At 64.9% G+C, this 18,055-nt stretch carries 15 protein-coding genes; 11 read left to right on the forward strand and 4 right to left on the reverse strand.

Annotated features, from left to right (window positions below):
* Window positions 1-173 precede the first annotated feature (173 nt).
* Window positions 174-2,192: a diguanylate cyclase gene (locus tag B8115_RS05975; RefSeq protein ID WP_234254409.1), complete on the forward strand. Its 2,019-nt coding sequence runs from the start codon at window positions 174-176 to the stop codon at window positions 2,190-2,192.
* A 2-nt stretch (window positions 2,193-2,194) separates the two neighbouring features.
* On the opposite strand, the gene B8115_RS05980 is transcribed toward B8115_RS05975, so the two are convergent.
* On the reverse strand, window positions 2,195-3,139 hold the full coding sequence (locus B8115_RS05980; RefSeq protein ID WP_010626854.1) for a LysR family transcriptional regulator: 945 nt from the start codon (window positions 3,137-3,139) through the stop codon (window positions 2,195-2,197).
* A gap of 181 nt (window positions 3,140-3,320) precedes the next feature.
* Here B8115_RS05980 and B8115_RS05985 point away from each other — a divergent pair, with 181 nt between their 5' ends.
* The 3 genes from B8115_RS05985 (at window position 3,321) to B8115_RS05995 (ending at window position 7,488) form a co-directional block, all read left to right on the forward strand.
* Complete coding sequence (locus B8115_RS05985) at window positions 3,321-4,820, forward strand: CoA-acylating methylmalonate-semialdehyde dehydrogenase (protein ID WP_010626855.1); 1,500 nt, start codon at window positions 3,321-3,323, stop codon at window positions 4,818-4,820.
* Window positions 4,821-4,944: 124 nt separating this feature from the next.
* On the forward strand, window positions 4,945-6,807 hold the full coding sequence (locus B8115_RS05990) for a diguanylate cyclase (protein WP_010626856.1): 1,863 nt from the start codon (window positions 4,945-4,947) through the stop codon (window positions 6,805-6,807).
* An 81-nt stretch (window positions 6,808-6,888) separates the two neighbouring features.
* Window positions 6,889-7,488 (forward strand): peroxidase-related enzyme, encoded by a 600-nt coding sequence (locus tag B8115_RS05995; protein WP_010626857.1) that lies wholly within the window; start codon window positions 6,889-6,891, stop codon window positions 7,486-7,488.
* Window positions 7,489-7,501: 13 nt separating this feature from the next.
* Here the strand turns inward: B8115_RS05995 and B8115_RS06000 are convergent, their stop codons facing one another.
* Window positions 7,502-8,173 (reverse strand): hypothetical protein, encoded by a 672-nt coding sequence (locus tag B8115_RS06000; protein WP_010626858.1) that lies wholly within the window; start codon window positions 8,171-8,173, stop codon window positions 7,502-7,504.
* A gap of 193 nt (window positions 8,174-8,366) precedes the next feature.
* Between B8115_RS06000 and ilvD the strand changes: the two genes are divergently transcribed.
* Both ilvD and B8115_RS06010 read left to right on the forward strand, forming a co-directional pair.
* Window positions 8,367-10,058, forward strand: a complete 1,692-nt coding sequence (gene ilvD, locus B8115_RS06005) for a dihydroxy-acid dehydratase (RefSeq protein ID WP_010626859.1) — start codon at window positions 8,367-8,369, stop codon at window positions 10,056-10,058.
* 130 nt (window positions 10,059-10,188) lie between these two features.
* On the forward strand, window positions 10,189-10,377 hold the full coding sequence (locus tag B8115_RS06010) for a hypothetical protein (protein ID WP_010626860.1): 189 nt from the start codon (window positions 10,189-10,191) through the stop codon (window positions 10,375-10,377).
* Window positions 10,378-10,504: 127 nt separating this feature from the next.
* Here the strand turns inward: B8115_RS06010 and B8115_RS06015 are convergent, their stop codons facing one another.
* Window positions 10,505-10,786, reverse strand: a complete 282-nt coding sequence (locus tag B8115_RS06015) for an XRE family transcriptional regulator (protein WP_026037927.1) — start codon at window positions 10,784-10,786, stop codon at window positions 10,505-10,507.
* A 131-nt stretch (window positions 10,787-10,917) separates the two neighbouring features.
* Complete coding sequence (locus B8115_RS06020) at window positions 10,918-13,038, reverse strand: TonB-dependent receptor (protein WP_010626862.1); 2,121 nt, start codon at window positions 13,036-13,038, stop codon at window positions 10,918-10,920.
* 129 nt (window positions 13,039-13,167) lie between these two features.
* On the opposite strand from B8115_RS06020, the gene B8115_RS06025 reads away from it, so the two are divergent.
* The 5 genes from B8115_RS06025 to B8115_RS06045 all read left to right on the forward strand — a co-directional run bounded on the left by B8115_RS06025 (window position 13,168) and on the right by B8115_RS06045 (window position 18,043).
* Window positions 13,168-13,959 (forward strand): ABC transporter permease, encoded by a 792-nt coding sequence (locus tag B8115_RS06025; protein WP_010626863.1) that lies wholly within the window; start codon window positions 13,168-13,170, stop codon window positions 13,957-13,959.
* Window positions 13,959-14,699 (forward strand): ABC transporter ATP-binding protein, encoded by a 741-nt coding sequence (locus B8115_RS06030; protein ID WP_010626864.1) that lies wholly within the window; start codon window positions 13,959-13,961, stop codon window positions 14,697-14,699. The genes B8115_RS06025 and B8115_RS06030 overlap by 1 nt, the downstream gene beginning before the upstream one ends.
* Window positions 14,696-15,700, forward strand: coding sequence for an ABC transporter substrate-binding protein (locus B8115_RS06035; RefSeq protein WP_010626865.1), 1,005 nt, complete (start codon window positions 14,696-14,698; stop codon window positions 15,698-15,700). The genes B8115_RS06030 and B8115_RS06035 overlap by 4 nt, the downstream gene beginning before the upstream one ends.
* Before the next feature lie 10 nt (window positions 15,701-15,710).
* Window positions 15,711-16,922 carry an NnrS family protein gene (locus tag B8115_RS06040; RefSeq protein WP_010626866.1) on the forward strand — a complete coding sequence of 404 codons (1,212 nt, stop codon included), beginning with the start codon at window positions 15,711-15,713 and terminating at the stop codon, window positions 16,920-16,922.
* 161 nt (window positions 16,923-17,083) lie between these two features.
* Window positions 17,084-18,043, forward strand: a complete 960-nt coding sequence (locus tag B8115_RS06045; RefSeq protein WP_010626867.1) for a TAXI family TRAP transporter solute-binding subunit — start codon at window positions 17,084-17,086, stop codon at window positions 18,041-18,043.
* Window positions 18,044-18,055: the final 12 nt, after the last annotated feature.

Genomic DNA, 18,055 nt, shown 5'->3' on the forward strand with positions numbered 1-18,055 from the left:
TAAGCACTCTTCATCCCGGGCGGAACTTGGCGCCCACTCGGCGCGTCGATGTGCGATCTTTAAGCGGCGCAACAACTTTTTGTTACCGAATGGCTTGTAAAGTTAACGGTAATGGTTCGTTAACCTGTCACTCTGACGTTACATGAACCACTTGGCCTTCGAGGAGAGGCGGCTTGCCACAAAGTACTCCTGGCGCAGTATGGCGCCGCCTCAATACATTGCAGAGGCGTCTGCTGGGTGGGCTGGTAATGACCTGGCTCGTCATCATCGGGTTGCTGCTGGTCGTTGCGTGGGGCAGCGGTCAGAGACTGATGCATGAGGCCACTCTTTCCCACTTGGGGTATCAGGCAGAAATATTGAGCCGAGAACTGCGGGACCGCCTGAACTTGCGCTTTACCGCGCTGGAAATGCTCTCTGCGCAGCTCACCGATGTGTCGCACGAGGACGCTCGGCTTCTGCTGCAGCAGAATCCCAGCCTGCTGGCTTACTTCGAAGGCATCATCGTCAGCGACGCCGACGGCGAGATCATTGCCGATCTGCCTCAGGTGCCGGGACGCGTTGGTTTTGGCGTTGACGACACCGAGTACTTCGCCATGGTGAGCAACTCCCGCTGGCCGTACGTCAGCCGTCCCTTCTTTGGGCGGACCAGTCACCAGCCTCTGGTAATGATGCTGGTGCCTCGTTATACCCCCCAGGGGGAGTTCGACGGGGTGGTTGGTGGGCTCCTGAACTTCGCTCATGGCCAGTTTTTCAGCAGCATTTCCGCGCTCACCTTCGAGCATAGCGGCCACATCGCCATCTTTACCGCCGCCGGTGTGCCTTTGTTCGTGCCAGGGCCAATCAGCCACCATGTCGGGTCGCTCCAGCACCTCGATCCACTGGATTTCCAGTTGGCCCTCGACGGGTGGCAGGGCGAAACGCTCCACGAGCTGGATGGCGAGGACGTGCTGGTGAGTTACCGCCAGGTGTGGGAGGCCAATTGGGTAGTGGCCATGCTGATGCCACGTCATTCGGTATTGGCGCCGTTTCAGAATTTTCTGGAACGGTTGTGGTGGACCTGGCTGGTGATTGCCTTGGTGCTGTTGGTCCTCATTCGCTGGCTGGTCGGGCATCAGCTCAAGCCGTTGCATCGGCTCGAAAGGCAAATCCTGGAAATCGGCTCCGGAGTGCGCCAGCGCCTGGCGCTGGCGACCGGCCTGAGGGAGTTGACGCAAATCTCCGACGCCTTCAACAGGCTCGAGCAAGAGCGCAAGGATGCCTTGCAGCACCTGAGGCATCGCGAGGCGTTTCTCGATGCCGTACTCGGCTCGACCCCAGCCGGCATGTTCGTGGCCGATCAAGAGGGTGACCTCATTTATCTTAACCCGGCTCTGTCGACCATGCTGGGCCACCTGGCCGGTGCGTCGACCCATGACCTCTGGCAGCTCATCCATGAGGATGATCGCGAAGATGCCCATGACATGTGGCTGCATGCCATGAGCCGGAACAGCGAGTTCCTGCGACAGCTGCGCATGCGGGATGACAAGGGCAACATGCTGTGGGTCGAAATCCATGCCAGCCGGGTCGAGGGCAGCGAGGGGCCGCTTGGGATAGTAGGCACGATCAAGGACATCACCGAGCGGCAGCACCAGGAGGCGTTGCAACGTTGGGAAGCGGAGCATGACCCCTTGACCGGCCTGCTCAATCGTCGCGGTTACCTGCGGCGCCTGGAAGATGCAATGGCCGACTTTGCCAAGCTCGGTACGCCATCGGCCGTGATTCTCTTCGACCTGGATCGCTTCAAGCCGGTAAACGATGAGGGTGGGCATGCGTTAGGTGACGAGCTGCTGCGCCGAGTAGCCCAGGTGCTGGTGTGGGAGGTGAGACGCAGCGACCATGTTGCCAGGCAGGGCGGAGATGAGTTCGGCCTGCTGCTGCCGAGTTGTACACTCAGCCAGGCCGCGACAATCGCCGAGTCGCTGCGCGTCGCCATCGGCCAGGTCAGTGTCGCCCATGAGGGCAAGGAATACGCCGTGACGGCGAGCATTGGCCTGACCGCTTTCCATGAAGGTGACGAGAGTCTCGAGGAGATTCTGGTGCGGGCCGACGCCGCGAGCTACGAAGCCAAGAGGCAAGGGCGAAACAGCGTGGTCGTGCATGGCAGCGCGGTCACTTCAAGCCGCTCCTCGGACACCGGCGGTAGTCATGCCTGAGCTCAACCGGAAGGGACGCGGAGCGTTGAGCCATCCGCCTCGCCCATCAGTAGCGCCCGGTTGGCCTCCAGCGCCTCGCGCAGGAAGTCCCACAGTAGCCTCACCCGCGCCAGGCGCCGCTGCTCCTGGCGCGCGGTGATCCAGAACTGACGCACGATCTCCACCTCATCGTTCAGTACGCTCTCGAGCCGGCTGCCGGTCTCGGCCATGAAGCAGGGCAGCACGGCGAGCCCGGCTCCCTGCAGGGTCGCCGCGTGCTGGGTGGTGACGCTGGTACTGCGAATCGAGAAGTGCGGCGGCGTGCCCACCACCGCCGGATCGAGCAGCGGGTCGAGATAGTTGAGCTGTTCGCTGAAGATCAGGTCGTCGACGTAGCCGATCAGCCGGTGCTGGCCCAGCTCGTCGAGCCGTGTGGGGCGGCCGTGGCAATGGAAGTAGCTCTCGCTGCCGTAGAGCCGCAGGCGGTAGTCACACAGCCGCGAGATCACCAGCCCCTGACTCGCCGGGCGCTCCACGGTGATCGCCAGGTCCGCCTCGTGGCGACTCAGGTTGACCACCCGCGGCAGGGCCAGCAGGTCCAGGGTGATGCCCGGGTGGCGTTCGCAGAAGGCCGAGAGCAGCGGGGCGACGACCCAGGTGCCGAAGCCTTCGGTTACGCCGAGGCGAATCTGGCCGCCGAGCTGGCGGTTCTTGTCGGCCAGGCTCTCGCCCGCCTCGAAGGCGTGGCGGGCCATCTCCTCGGCGTGGGCCAGCAACTGCTGGCCGGCCTCGGTCAGGTGGTAGCCATGGGTGCTACGCTCGAAGAGCTGGGTATTGAGTTTCTGCTCGAAGCGCCGGGTGCGCCGCGACAGCGTGGAGTGGTCCAGGCCCAGGCGCCGGGCGGCGTCGGTGAGCCGCTGGCTGCGCGCCACTTCGAGAAAGATCTGGATGTCCTGCCAGTCGAGCACGGTTCGCACCTCGCGGGGGTTGCTTGTGCATTATTGCACAAGGCATGTGAAGAAGTGCCCGTTGTCACGCTGGCTCGCGGCTATATAGACTCGAATTCATCACACTTCGTGTGTTTCTACACACAAGGTCTACATCGCAGTGTCAACCGTACAACGACTACAAGCACAACAGGAGTTCGCCATGTCCATTCGTGAAATCCCCATGTACATCGACGGCCAGCCCGTCCCGTCCCAGAGCCAGGAGTGGCGCGACGTGATCAACCCCGCCACACAGGAAGTGGTGGCACGGGTACCGTTCTGCACCGCCGAGGAGGTCGACCGCGCCGTGGCCAGCTCCAAGGAGGCGTTCAAGACCTGGCGCAAGACGCCGCTGGCCAAGCGCATGCGCATCATGCTTACGCTGCAGGCGCTGATCCGCGAGCACACCGAAGAGCTCGCCGCGCTGATCACCGAGGAACACGGCAAGACCCTGCCCGACGCCGCCGGTGAGGTAGGCCGGGGCCTGGAGGTGGTGGAGCACGCCTGTTCCATTACTTCGCTGCAACTGGGCGAGCTGGCCGAGAACGCGGCCAGCGAGGTCGACGTCTACACCCTCAACCAGCCGCTGGGGGTGGGCGCGGGCATTACCGCCTTCAACTTCCCGATCATGCTGCCCTGCTTCATGTTCCCGCTGGCCATCGCCACCGGCAACACCTTCGTGCTCAAGCCCTCCGAGCAGGACCCCAGCTCCACCATGCGTCTGGTCGAACTGGCCCATGAGGCGGGCGTGCCGGCCGGCGTGCTCAACGTGGTGCACGGCGGCCCCGACGTGGCTAACCAGATTTGCGACCACCCGGACATCAAGGCGCTCTCCTTCATCGGCTCCACCAACGTGGGCACCCACATCTACCGCCGCGCCTCCGAGGCGGGCAAGCGGGTGCAGTCGATGATGGGCGCCAAGAACCATTGTGTCGTGATGCCCGATGCCAACCGCAGCCAGGCCATCAACAACCTGCTGGGCTCTGCCTTCGGTGCCGCCGGGCAGCGCTGCATGGCCAACTCGGTGGTGGTGCTGGTGGGCGAAGCCAACCAGTGGCTCGACGATATCGTCGAGGGCGCGCGCAACATGAAGGTGGGTCCGGGCACCCAGCGCGATGCCGATCTCGGCCCGCTGGTGTCTCCGGCAGCCAAGGAGCGCGTGGAGCGCCTGATCGATGCCGGCGAGAAAGAGGGTGCCAAGCTGCTGGTCGATGGCCGCGGCTACCAGGTGGAAGGCTATCCCGACGGCAACTTCGTCGGTGCCACCGTGTTCGCCGACGTCAAACCCGAGATGACCATCTATCGCGAGGAGATCTTCGGCCCGGTGCTGTGCGTGGTCAGCGTCGATACCCTGGACGAGGCGATCGCCTTCATCAACGCCAACCCCAACGGCAACGGTACCTCGATCTTCACCAACTCCGGCTGGGTGGCGCGCCGCTTCGAGACCGACATCGACGTCGGCCAGGTGGGCATCAACGTGCCGATCCCGGTGCCGGTGGCCTACTTCAGCTTCACCGGCTCGCGGGCCTCGAAGCTCGGCGACCTGGGCCCCAACGGCAAGCAGGCGATCCAGTTCTGGACCCAGACCAAGACCGTGACCGCACGCTGGTTCGAGCCCGAGAACGTCTCCAGCGGCATCAACAGCACCATTTCGCTGAGCTGACACTTGCCGACTGGCAAAGCGCCCATCCCTTCGGGGTGGGGCGCTTTGCGTAAGTTAAGAGTTTTTCAGACTAGACCTGCTAGAGTGGAGGGATCGTAAGGACACGATAGGAGGCAGTGTACCGATGCGCTGCGCGCTCGCCGGTGCCCATACCGGCATGGCCAAATGGATGGCCGCTCTAATCTGGTCATTCTCGTGGCTGCTCGTGTGGCAGGCCCAGGCCGCTGTCGACATCACCACGCCTTCCACCGTGATCAATCCTGCTCCCCAGGTTGCGGTGTTCGAGGATGATACCGCTCAGCTCGGTATCGAGCAGATCCTGGATCGTGCCGAGGTGCTACCCTGGCGGTTGTTGGAGCAGGAGGTGCCCAACTTCGGCTTCACCCACTCGGCCTGGTGGCTGAAGCTGGAGCTCGCCAATGACTCCCATGCTCCCCTGCGGCGCTTGCTCGAGCTGGCCTCGCCGCTGCCCGATTTCATCGATGCCTATGCCGTCGATGCCGAGGGCAGGGTGCTGCAACAGTGGAACACCGGCAGCCGGCGCCCATTCGCCTCTCGCCCTGTGCGGCATCACGCCTTCGTGCTGCCGGTATACGTGGGCGCGAACGAAACGCGACAGGTGTACATCCGCTTGGCGAGCCACGATGGCTTGGTGCCCGCCACGCCTCTGCGGCTGATGGACGACGTCAGCTTCCTCGAGCGTACCCAGAGCGAGCTGATGGCCTACAGCGTGCTTTATGGCGGGCTGCTGGCACTGCTGCTCTACAATCTGCTGACCTTTCTTGCCACACGCGAGAAGGCGTTTTTGCATTCCGTCTTCTATCTAGGCGCATTTCTGCTGTTCAACCTCTCACTGCGAGGGTTCGGCTATCAGTACCTGTGGCCGGAGTGGCCGCGCTTCAATCAGCAGGTCTTACTACTCAGCGCGGGGCTGTTGTACGTGGCGCTCACCCTGTTCAGCCTCGACTATCTGAACCTCAAGCGGCAGGCGCCGCGCCTGGCCAAAGGCCTTATGCTGCTCACGGGGCTCTTGGTGCTCAGCGTGTTGCCAGGCCTCGCAGATCGTTTTGCCTGGGTGCTGCGTGCCTTGGTGCCGCTGAGCATCGGCTATGCGTTGCTGTTGCTCGGCACCAGCGTCTGGCTTTGTCTCAAGGGTGACCGGCTGGCGCAGATATTCCTGCTGGGCTGGAGCGGCCTGCTGGTAGGGGGATTGCTCTACTCGCTGCGTCTTGGTGGCTTCGTGCCCTATGGGCTGGCCACCGAGTACGCACTGGAGATGGGGGCGGGCTTCGGCTTCCTGCTGATGGCCTTCGGTCTGGCCTGCAAGATAAACCGGTTGAAACGCGCCAAGCTGGAAGCGGAACGCGAGACCTACGAGCTGCAGCGTACCCTCAATCACCAGCTCGAGACCAAGGTCCATCAACGTACCCAGGAGTTGGAGCAGGCCAACCGCAAGCTGGCGGCCATGGTGCGCACCGACCCGCTGACGGGACTGCTCAATCGGCGCCAGTTCGAGACGCTGATCAACGAAGAGATCCAGCGCCGTCAGCGTGACGGCAAGCCGCTGATGTTCGCCATGATGGACATTGATGATTTCAAGCTCTTCAACGACACCTACGGTCACCAGGCCGGCGATGAAGTGCTCATCGAAGTCGCCGCTCTGCTCAAGGCCCATTTTCGCCGCGCCGGCGACCGGCTCTTTCGACTGGGCGGCGAGGAGTTCGGCGTCCTGCTCGAAGCCGATTCGATGGAGGCGGGTCGTTTCGCACTGGAGCGCTTTCGCCATGCCCTGCAGCAGTTGCGGATTCCCCACGAGGCGTCGCGGCACGGGGTGGTGACCGGCTCCTTCGGGCTGGTTTGCTGCAGTGACTACGATCAGGTGCCGACGGCCATGGCCATTTACCGCCAGGCCGACCAGGCCATGTACGAGGCCAAGCAGATCAGCCGCAACCGGGTGGTCACATGCTCGCTGTCGGTGACGGCATGAGCGGATGTCCCGTGGACTTCTTCTTTACGTTGACGTTAACTGGATTCGTCCAGGCATAACAACGACGCCAGAGGTCCCGTCATGACAACACCGATCAGCCGCTTTCCCATCCCCGAGTCGATCCAGGATCTGCCCGAGGATATTCGCAAGAGTATCCTCGAGGTGCAGGAGAAGGCCGGCTTCGTGCCCAACGTGTTCTTGATGCTGGCACACCGCCCCGATGAGTTTCGGGCGTTCTTCGCCTACCACGATGCCCTGATGGAGCGAGAATCCGACACGCTCACCAAGGCGGAGAAGGAGATGATCGTAGTGGCCACCAGCGCCCGCAATCGCTGTCTCTACTGCGTAGTAGCCCATGGCGCGCTGGTGCGTATCTACAGCAAGGACCCGCTGCTGGCCGATCAGGTGGCCATCAACCACCGCACCGCACCGATCAGCGAGCGCCATCGGGTGATGCTCGATTTCGCCCTGCACTGCGGGCTGGAGATCGGCGAGCTCACCGATGAGTGGCAGGCTCGTCTCACCGAGGCGGGCTTCACTCACGACGACATCTGGGACATCGGCGCCATCACCGCCTTCTTCTGTCTCTCCAACCGCCTGGTCACCCTCACCGGTACCCCGCCCAATCCGGAGTTCTACCTGATGGGCCGGGTGCCGCGAGAGAAGCCCGCCACCAGCTAGAACACCGCTGCGCTCAGGCGCAGCAGGTTGCCAGCAGCAACTGTACCGGTTCGAGCTGACTGACGTGCAGTACCAGCACGCTGTCGCTGCCAGTACTTTCGGCGGGGCGGATCACGGCGAACTCGCCCTCTTCCAGATGGAACTCGTGGATCTCTCTGGAGCCCTGCGGCGTTTGGCACTGGATCGAGCGGTAGCTGTCGTCTTCGCCGTAGGTGAGACGGTGATAGACCTTGAAGAAGGTATAGAGCGAGAGACCGCTCTCGAAGGCGGGCCAGCGTGCGGGGATGGTGCGAGTTTCCTCTTCGAGCGCCTGCCCCTTGGCCTCGGCGGCAGAGATGGCTTCTGCCAGCGGGCCGGCCAGCAGCGAAGCGTCGTCGCGGGGCAGCGGAGCAGCGCTCTCGATGGCGTGCTGATAGCTGGTGCGTATCTGCTCCAATGCGCCGAGCGTGGCGATGGGGTGGTCACTGTGGGCGAGATCGCCGGGCTCGAAGCCACCATTCTCCCAGCCGTGAATGACCCGAAGCGTCAGTACTCCGCTGGCCATCGGCTCGCACACCAGCGCTTGCAGGGCGACCCGCAGATGCAGTTGGCGTTCGACGTTCAGGTTGTCGAAGGCTGAGTAGGGGTCGGCAAAGATATGATGCAGATGCCCGGGGGCGTGTTCCTTGGCTTCACTGAAAGGCATGGCGGTTCCCTGCGGGGGAGAAGTCGTATTGGCTTTTTCGCTGTTATATCACTGCATGAGCTCCAGGTCATATCGGCCAGGTGGCTTTGGGCTTTAGCTCCTCGGTCCGGCGACAGCCAGATGGGAATTTGCCAGGAAGCTTTTGGCCAACCACCCTTCGTAGATTGATAAGCGAAACGAAGGAGCCACTTCCATGAGCGATTCCCCGGACCCGCGTCGCCGCCACTCCGCCCCGGTGGTGGACGGCGTCGGCAAGTCGGCCAGCCGTGCCATGCTGCGTGCGGTGGGCTTTACCGACGAGGACTTCACCAAACCCCAGGTGGGCATTGCCTCCACCTGGAGCATGGTCACTCCCTGCAACAGCCATATTCATGAGCTCGCCGAGCGGGCCCGCGACGGTGCCGATTCGGCCGGCGGCAAGGGCGTGATCTTCAACACTGTGACCATCTCCGACGGTATCGCCAACGGTACCGAGGGCATGAAGTATTCGCTGGTCTCGCGGGAGGTGATCGCTGACTCCATCGAGACCGTAGCCGGCTGCGAGGGCTTCGACGGTCTGGTGACCATCGGCGGCTGTGACAAGAACATGCCGGGCTGCGTGATGGGCATGGCACGCCTGAACCGGCCCAGCGTGTTCGTCTATGGCGGCACCATCCAACCCGGCAAGAACCATACCGATATCGTTTCGGTGTTCGAGGCCATGGGTGCCCACAGCCGCGGCGACATGGAGCTGATCGAGCTCAAGCAGATCGAGGAGACGGCGATACCCGGCCCGGGTTCCTGCGGTGGCATGTACACCGCCAACACCATGGCCTCGGCCATCGAGGCGCTGGGCATGAGCCTGCCGGGCAGCTCGGCGCAGAACGCCGTGTCCCAGGCCAAGCGCGCCGACTGCGAGGCGGCCGGCGCGGCAGTGCTGACACTGCTCGAGCGCGACATCAAGCCTTCGGACATCATGACCCGTGAGGCCTTCGAGAACGCCATCACCGTGGTGATCGCCCTGGGTGGTTCCACCAACGCGGTGCTGCATCTGATCGCCATGGCCAACACCGTGGGCGTGCCGCTCTCCCTTGTCGATTTCACCGAGATCGGCCGGCGTGTGCCGGTGCTGGCCGATCTGCGCCCCAGCGGGCGCTACATGATGAGCGAGCTGGTCGAGATCGGCGGCATCCAGCCGCTGATGAAGACGCTGCTCGATGCCGGCATGCTTCACGGCGACTGTCTGACGGTGACGGGGCGGACCCTGGCCGAGAACCTGGCAGGGGTAGCTCCCTACCCGGCAGAGCAGGCCATCATCGCGCCGCTGGACGCCCCGCTGAAGAAGGAGAGCCACTTGCGCATCCTCTACGGCAATCTGGCGCCCGAAGGTGCGGTGGCCAAGATCACCGGCAAGGAGGGCACGCGTTTCTCCGGCAGCGCGCGGGTGTTCGGCTCCGAGGAGGAGGCCCAGGCGCGCATCAACGACGGCACGGTGACGGCCGGCGACGTGGTGGTGATCCGCTACGAAGGCCCCAAGGGCGGCCCCGGCATGCGTGAGATGCTGACGCCCACCTCGGCGATCATGGGACGTGGCCTGGGCGACTCCGTGGCCTTGATCACCGACGGCCGCTTCTCCGGCGGCAGTCATGGTTTCGTGGTGGGGCATGTTTCGCCCGAGGCCTTCGATGGCGGCCCGCTGGCGCTGGTCGAGGATGGCGACACCATCACCATCGATGCCGAGGCCGACACCATCGAGCTGCACGTGGACGTTGAGACGCTGGAACGACGGCGAGCCGCCTGGCGCCAGCCCCCGCCGCGTTATACCCGCGGCGTGCTGGCCAAGTACGCGCGCACGGTCAGTTCGGCCTCCACCGGGGCGCTGACCGATCTGCCGCCGGAGGCATGAGGGCTTGGCATGAGGGGCTTGGCATAAGGGATTGGCGAGCCGGTTGGCTGCGTTTGGCTTGCCGCCACGGGCTTGGCTAGCTTGATGAGGCATCAGGCTCAACCACTCATGGCAACAGCAAGGAGGCAGCATGCCCAAGAGCGGACCCAAGCAGGCGCGTGTCGAGCCGATTCGCGATACCGAGGACATCAATCTGCCGGTCACGGGCTGGCACGTCATCGACGAGACGGATCCCAGCAATGAGGTCGTCATCTCCGAGCATGAGACCGAAGCCGAAGCCATTCGCGTAGCCGAGGAGTTCGAGCAGCAAGAGGAGTGACGGCCGGCAATTTGCAAGCACGCCAAACCGACGCCTCGTCCTGGGACGAGGCGTCGCTGTATCCGGGGCGATCCCTATCAGGTCGATCGAAACGCGGAACTTCTGGCGCTACGCGGAGCTTCTGGCGCTAATAGTTCAAGGCGCCTTCCGGATCGATGCTGTGATAAACGAGGCGCAGCTCATCGAGCGAGAGGTGTTCGAGGCGGCCGGCCAGCAGATCGCTGATCTTCTGTGCCGGAAGTCCGGCGCGGCGAGCGATCTCGCGGCAACCGAGGTCGGATACGGCGATGAGCCGTGTAACGATGCGCATCAGACGTGTGCGCTTTTCCAAGTCCCTGACGTCGAGGTCAGGGCAGCTTCGCGGGGGGTCGAGGAGTTCCGCGTTGGAAGAATGTCGTGCCGTACTCATGATGCTCCAGTGGGCGATTGCGACAACCACATCATGGGGGCATTTCGCCAAATTTGCCAGTGCCGTTTGACGACTTTTTCGTGACGCTATGATGACTGCTGCCCGGCGGGGCGGGCAGCGGTGTCGAACGGTCAGAAACGTCCGCGCAGTGTCGCCACCGCGCCGCGTCCTGGCGCCAGCAGTTCTCCCCCCTCGGGCTGGTCGATGAGGTGCTCGCGATAGCCGCGGTCGAACAGGTTATTGACCTCGAGCCCCACCTCCAGGCTGGAAAGCCCTGCGGCCGGCCCGAAGCGCCAGCCCAGGCCTAGGTCGGCAGTGGCATAGCCCGGCGTGGTCCGTTCGGTGCCGTTGGAGAAAATGTCGGCGGTGCGGTCCTGGCTGGCTACGCCGCGTACCTGGGCGTGCCAGTGGAAGCCGGCTTGGGGCTGCTGGCCGATGCCCAGGGTCGCTTCATGCGCCGGCACTTGATAGAGCGGCTCGTCGTCCTGCTTGTTGGTGCCGCGCAACCAGGTGAGGCTGCCGTCGAGCTGCCAGTGACCCCCTGCCAGCCGGCCGTCGAGGGGCAGTACGAAGCCTGCCTCCACGCCTTGTATCTCGACCCGGTCGAGATTCTCGGTGCGCTTGATCGGCTGGTTCTGGGCGTTGGTGGCGCCGGTGATGCGGCCGGCGATGTAGTCGTCGATGCGGGTGTGGAAGGCGGCCAGGCGGTATTCGCCACGCTCGCTGCGCCCCTTCAGACCGAGTTCCAGGCTGGTGGAGCGCTCCGGGTCGAGCTGAGGGTTGCCGATGTGAAAATAGCCATCCCCGCGGGCGGCATCCTCGAAACGCTCGCGCATGTCCGGGGCGCGGTAGGCGCTGCCCAGACTGACGTAGGGGTTGAGCATCGGTGAGGCGTTGTAGATGGCGCCCACGGACCAGGAAAGCGTGTCGCTCTCGTTGCGCAGTCCTTCGCTGGTGGCATTGGGCCCGCTGCCCTTGACGTCGGCGTCGCCGGTCACGCTGTCGTAGCGGGCGCCGAGCATCAGTGTCCAGTCGTCGAATATGATCTCGTCTTGCAGGAATACGCCACGACTCTCGATCACGCCGTTGCGGAACGGTGAGGTGGCTACGGCGTTGTCGGAGAGCGGTGGGGTGTATTGGAAGCGTTCGGGGTCGCCGGTCATCTCCCAAGCTTCCACCCCGAGGGTGAGCAGATGGCGCTCACCCAGCGGCAGGCGGTACTGGATGCGCCCACCGTCGGTGATGAAGGTGACGTCATTCCACACTTGGTTGCGCTCCAGTCCGCTCGACCAGGCGCGTATCTGGCGGAATACTTCCTGGCGATAGAGGCTGGTTTCCAGCGTACCTGGGCCCACCTCGCCCTCGTAGGCCACCTCGTAGAGCTCGCGCTCCTGGCGCGGAGAGTGAATGGTCAGTGTGCCAAGGGCCGGGTTGGGCCCCGGCTTGGCCGAGCCGGGGTACCAGACGTTGCGGTCCTCCTGGCCCTGCACGTTGAGCTTCAGGCGGTGGCCGTCGGCCAGTCGGAAAGCGTACTTGAGCAGAAAGGCTCCCGATTCGAAGCCGCTATTATCCACCCGGCCTTCAGGCGTGTCGTAGTCGCCTACGTCGCGTCCGGTGGCGCCCAGCACCAGGGCGTGATCGGCATTGGCAAGCTGCAGGATGGCGCCGCCGCCAACGCTGTCGTCGACGCTGCCGGCGCTGGTCGAGAAGCGTCCGCCGATGCTGGGCCGGTCGCTGAATTCGGCTTCCGGCGTGCGCAGGTTCACCGCGCCGCCCAATGCCCCGGAGCCGTGCAGTACCGAGCCGGGTCCCTTCACCACTTCGATGCTGTCGAGCAGGCCGAGGCTGGCGAACGAGGCCAGCGCCCCTTGGGGCTGTGCCGAGTTGAGCCGTACGCCGTCCACCTGCAGCACGATGCTTTCCTTCTTCAGGCCGCGTAGCACGGGATTCTGGCCCCAACTGCCGTCGCCGTGCACGGCGGTACCGGGCTGGCCGCGGAACAGGCTGCCCACGCTCTGGGTAGCCGGGGCTTGAGTGGCGTCGAGGCGCAGGGTGGCGCTGGGGGTGTCGAGCTCGTCGGCTTCGTAGCCCTTGGCGGTGACCGTAACGCTCGGCAGGTCGAAGGCGGCACCGCCGTCGGCCTGGGCCGGCAGGCTCAGCGCCGCGCCGACAGCCAGGGCAAGAGGGGCCAGGGCAAGAGGGGGCAGGGCGAAGAGGGACTTGGTGGGCAGAGCGGGGCGTAGCAGGTGCATGGGGGGACTCCTCTGGTTAATGTGGTAAATGTAATGCATCTTATAATCGTTCTTATTTGATCTGGGTCATCAAGCGGTGTCGTCGACTCGGGCAGGCTTATGTCATGGGGTAGGAATGGATGAGGAGCCATGAAGCGATCACTGCCGACGCGCTGCATCGAAACGCTGTTGGGCTGGGGCGGAAGCCTGACCGGGGTGCTGCTGTTCGTGGCGCTATGGGAGTGGGGCAGCCAGCTCTACGGCAGTTTCCTGCTACCCGGGCCGCGGGATGCACTGGCCGCGCTTGCCCGGCTGTGGCAGGCGGACGCCCTGGCGGCGGTCTGGGCCACCACTTGGCGCGCCATGCTGGGTTTCGCCCTGGCGGCGGTGATCGGCACCGCACTGGGCATTCTGGCCGGGTTGTCGCGCACTTTGGGACGGGCGCTGGAGCCGGTCTCCACGGTGCTGCTGGGGATACCACCGATCGCCTGGATCGTGCTGGCCATTCTCTGGTTCGGCAGCGGCTCGCTGGCCACGGTCTATACGGTGATGGCCACGTCACTGCCGGTCAGCTTCGCCGGCGCTCAAATGGGGGCGCTGACCCGCGACCGGCGTCTGCAGGAGATGGCCGACGTCTTCGCCGTTCCGCCGCTGATGCGGCTGGTCGACTTCCATCTGCCACACATCGCCTCATATGTGTTTCCAGCGCTGATAACGGCACTGGGGGTGGCCTGGAAGGTGGCGGTGATGGCCGAGCTGTTCGCCACCGAGGATGGCATCGGCGCCGGGCTCGCCATGGCCCGGGTCAACCTTGACACTGCTGCGGCCATGGCCTGGATCGTGCTCGTGGTGGCGCTACTGTTGGCGGCCGAGCACGGCCTGCTGCGTCCGCTGCAGCGGCGCATGGAGCCCTGGCGTCAGACCGGGCGAGGAGCGAGGTAATGCTCAAACTCGAAGCGGTGGGTCACGACTTCGGTCGCGAGCGTACGCTGGCGGGCATCGACCTGGCCATCGTGCCAGGGGAGTCGGTGTGCCTGGTGGGTCCTTCGGGCTGCGGCAAGACCACGCTGCTGCGTATTGCCGCCGGCCTGGTCACGCCCAGCGAGGGACGCGTCAGCGACGCCTTCCATCGCAGCACTGTAGTGTTTCAAGAGCCGCGCCTGCTGCCCTGGCGGCGCCTGCTCGACAATATCGCTCTGGGGCTCAAGGCGCAGGGCGTGCCGCGCCGGGAGCGCCTGGCTCGTGCGCGAGCCCTGGCCGACGAGCTGGGACTGGCCGAGCGTCATCACCACTTTCCCCATGAACTCTCCGGCGGCATGCAGCAGCGGGTGGCGCTGGCTCGAGCCTTGGCCGTGGATGCCGACCTGCTATTGCTCGATGAGCCCTTCAGCGCCCTCGACGTGGGCCTTCGCAGCGAGGCCCAGACGCTGCTGCTCGAACTGCTGGCCCGGCGCGGCATCGCTTCGTTGTTGGTCACCCATGACCTGACCGAGGCCCTGCGTCTGGGGCACCGGGTGCTGGTGATGTCGCCGTCGCCGGGGCGCATCGTGCACGAGGAGCGCATCGCGCGGCCCTTCGTCGACCGCGACACCGCTTTTCTCTACGAGGCCGCCGGTGCTCTGCTGCGGCAGGCCTCGGTGGCCGAGAGCTTCCTGTTTCGTCAAACCGAGGTAAGTCCATGATCGATTCTCAACGTCGCCGTTTGCTGCAGCTCGCCCTGGCTTCGGCCACCCTGGCTGCCTTTCCCGGCTTGGGCCTGGCGGCGGCCGGTGGGTTGCGGATGGCCGCGCCGCTTGGCCTGCCTCAGGTGATTCTGGCGCGGGCGTTGCAGGATGCGCGGCTGCTCAAATTGATCGGTGAGAGCGAGCTGCGTACCTGGCGCGACCCGGACCAGTTGCGGGCCTGGATCGCCGGCGGCGAGGTTCAGCTCACCGCGACGCCGACCAACGTGGCGGCCAACCTCTACAACCGCGGGGTGCCGGTGGTGCTCCTGAACGTCAACGTGTGGGGTACGCTGGGCATCCTGGCCCACGGCGTGCCGCTGGCAAGCCTGGCGGAGCTTGCCGGGCGCCATGTCGGCGTGCCCTGGCGTGGCGACATGCCCGACCTGGTGCTGCGCTACCTGCTGGCTCGGGAGGGGCTGGAAGTCGGCCGCGACCTGCGTATCACCTATCAGGCCAGCCCCTTCGAGACCGTGCAGACCTTCCTGGCCCAGCGCATCGACGCCGCCGTTTTGCCCGAGCCGGTACGCACCTCGGCACGGCTGCAAACGGCCTCGCTCGGCCTGACCGTCGCCGAGCTCGACCTACAGCAGGAGTGGGCGCGGCTGACGGGGGCAGCCCCGGCGTTGCCTCAGGCGGGCACCATCTGCCGACGTGAGTTGCTCGAGGCGCACCCCGAGTGGGTGGCCGCCATCCAGGTGGCGGTGGCCGAGGCCGTAGCCTGGGTAGCGTCGAACCCGGCCGAGGCCGGTCAGCTCGGTGCCCAGCATTCGCCGCTGCCCGCCCAGGTGATCGAAGGTGCCATCTTACGCACGCGGCTGGAGATGCGCAGCGCCGCTCAAGCGCGCACCGAGCTGGAGGGATTCCTAGGCGCCCTGGCCGAACTCTCCCCGGGCTTCATTGGCGGCGGCCTGCCCGACGAGGGGTTCTACCTCGTCGATGGGCCGGCGGCAGCCGGTTAGGGAGCGTGGCATGACGACCACCGCAGCCCTACGCGCCGGCCAGCCGTGGCCGATCCTGGCCTACGCCTTTCGCCCTTTCTTCCTGCTGGCCGCGCTCTATGCCCCGCTGACGTTACTGCCGTGGGTGGGGCTATTGCTGCATCAGGTATCGCTGCCGCTCGGCATGTCACCGCTGCTCTGGCATGGGCACGAGATGCTGTTCGGCTTCGTCGCGGCGGCCTTGGCCGGCTTTCTGCTCACGGCGGTGCCTTCCTGGGCCAAGGTCGAGCCGCTGATCGGTGCCAAGTTGGCCGGCCTGGTGGCACTGTGGCTGGCCGGACGTCTGGCGTTCTGGTTCGCCGGCTCGCTGCCGGGCTGGCTGGTGGCGACCATCAACCTGGCGTTTTCTCTCTGCGTGCTGGCCTGGGCACTGCCGGCGCTGCTCTCGCCCGAAGGGCGCCGGCACCTCAGCTTGGGCACTCTGGCGCTGCTCTTCGTGCTGGCCCAGGGGGGCTTCTATCTAGCCTGGCTGGGCCTGCTGCCGGGGCGCCTGGGTGCGCTGGACATGCTGCATCTGGCGGCCAACCTGCTATTGGTGATGATCGCTGTGACTGCCACTCGTATCGTGCGGGTGGTTTCGCAGGTGGCGGTAGGGGAGAGCGGGAGTCGGCGGTCGCTGCGCTTCACTCCTGCCCGTGAGCACTTGGCGGTGGCCACACTGTGCCTGTTCGTCTGCGCCGATCTGGTGGCTCGGGGGCATCCTGTCAGCGGCTGGGTCGCACTGGCCGCCGCCGCCGCTCAAGCTGACCGGCTCAGTGAGTGGCCCTGGGGGCGCGCCATGACCAAGCTCTATCTGCTGCTGCTCACGCTGGCCTACGTGTGGCTGATGCTGGGACTGGCCGTGGTGGGCGTAGCGGCGCTGGGGGAAAGCTTACCAGCCTACGCTGGGCGGCATCTGCTGTTCGTGGGAGCGGTAGCCGGCGCCGTGCTGGCGGTGTTTTGCATTGCCGGGCTGCGCCATACCGGTCGGCCCTTGGTGCTGCCACGCACCATCTGGCTCGTTCTCGCCTGTCTATTCCTGGGCACCGTAGCGCGCAGTGCAGTACCGGCGCTCTGGCCGCAGCACTACCTGCTCGGTAGCGTGGTGCTCCCTGCGTTGTGCTGGGGGTTCGCTTTTTGGCTCTATGCGCTGAGCTTCGCCCGCATGCTGCTCAGTGCTCGCCCCGATGGCTTGCCGGGCTAAGCCGACCTTGGTGGAATTGCCGAAAATTCTCAATAACGTAGAAACTGTCGATTAGCCTCTTTACGCAGGGGCGTGCTAGCTTTTGTCAGGTAAGCGGTCGGGCTCGCCCGGTACGCTCCGAAACAACCATAAACGATCCGGTTTCAGGACGGAGGAGATTCATGCGCGCTCTCAAATATGTCGCTGCCGCTTCGCTGATGGCCACGGCTCCGTTGGCTGCCGCTCAGCAGCTTTCCATCGCTACCGGCGGTACCGGCGGCGTGTACTATCCGATCGGTGGCGGCTTCGCCGAGATGATCAACAACCACATAGAAGGGGCTAGCGCCACGGCGGAAGTGACCGGCGCCTCGGTGGAGAACATGGGCCTGATCATGCGCGGCGATGCCGACCTCGCCCTGGCCCTCGCCGATACCGTCTATCAGGCCTACAACGGCACGGGTGATTTCGAGGGGCGTCAGATCGAGAACACCCGCGCACTGGCGTCCGTGTATCCCAACGCCGTGCAACTGGTCACCCTGGCCGATTCCGACATCCAGTCGCTGGAAGACCTGCGTGGCAAGCGCGTCTCAGTCGGCGCACCGGGCAGCGGTACCGAGCTCAACGCTCGCGCCCTGCTGGAAGCCAACGGCATCACCTATGACGACTTCCGTCCTCAGCGTCTGAACTTCAACGAGACCGCCGACGCCATCCGCGACGGCGACATCGACGCCGGCTTCTGGAGCGTGGGGCCGCCCACTAGCTCGATCCTCAACCTGGCGGCGACCCGTAGCATTCGCCTGATCGGCTTCAGCGAGGAGGAGATCGAGAACGCCCGTGAAGTCGAGCCTACCTTCGCTGCCTACGAGCTGCGTGCCGGCATGTACGACGGCATGGACGAGGCGGTGCAGACCATCAGCATTCCCAACGTGCTGGTCGTCAATGCCGACATGGACGAAGAGCTGGCCTATGAGCTGACCAAGCTGCTGTTCGAGAACATCGATGAGTTGATCGCCGTCCATCCGGCGGCCAACGACACCACCGTCGAGTTCAGCATCGACTCCACTCCGGTCCCGTTCCACGATGGCGCGCTGCGCTATTATGAGGAAGTGGGCGCCGAAGTGGCCGACCACCAGCGTCCGTAAGGCTCGTTCAGT

The sequence above is a fragment of the Halomonas sp. KM-1 genome (genome assembly GCF_000246875.1).
GTDB classification, from domain to species: domain Bacteria; phylum Pseudomonadota; class Gammaproteobacteria; order Pseudomonadales; family Halomonadaceae; genus Halomonas; species Halomonas aerodenitrificans.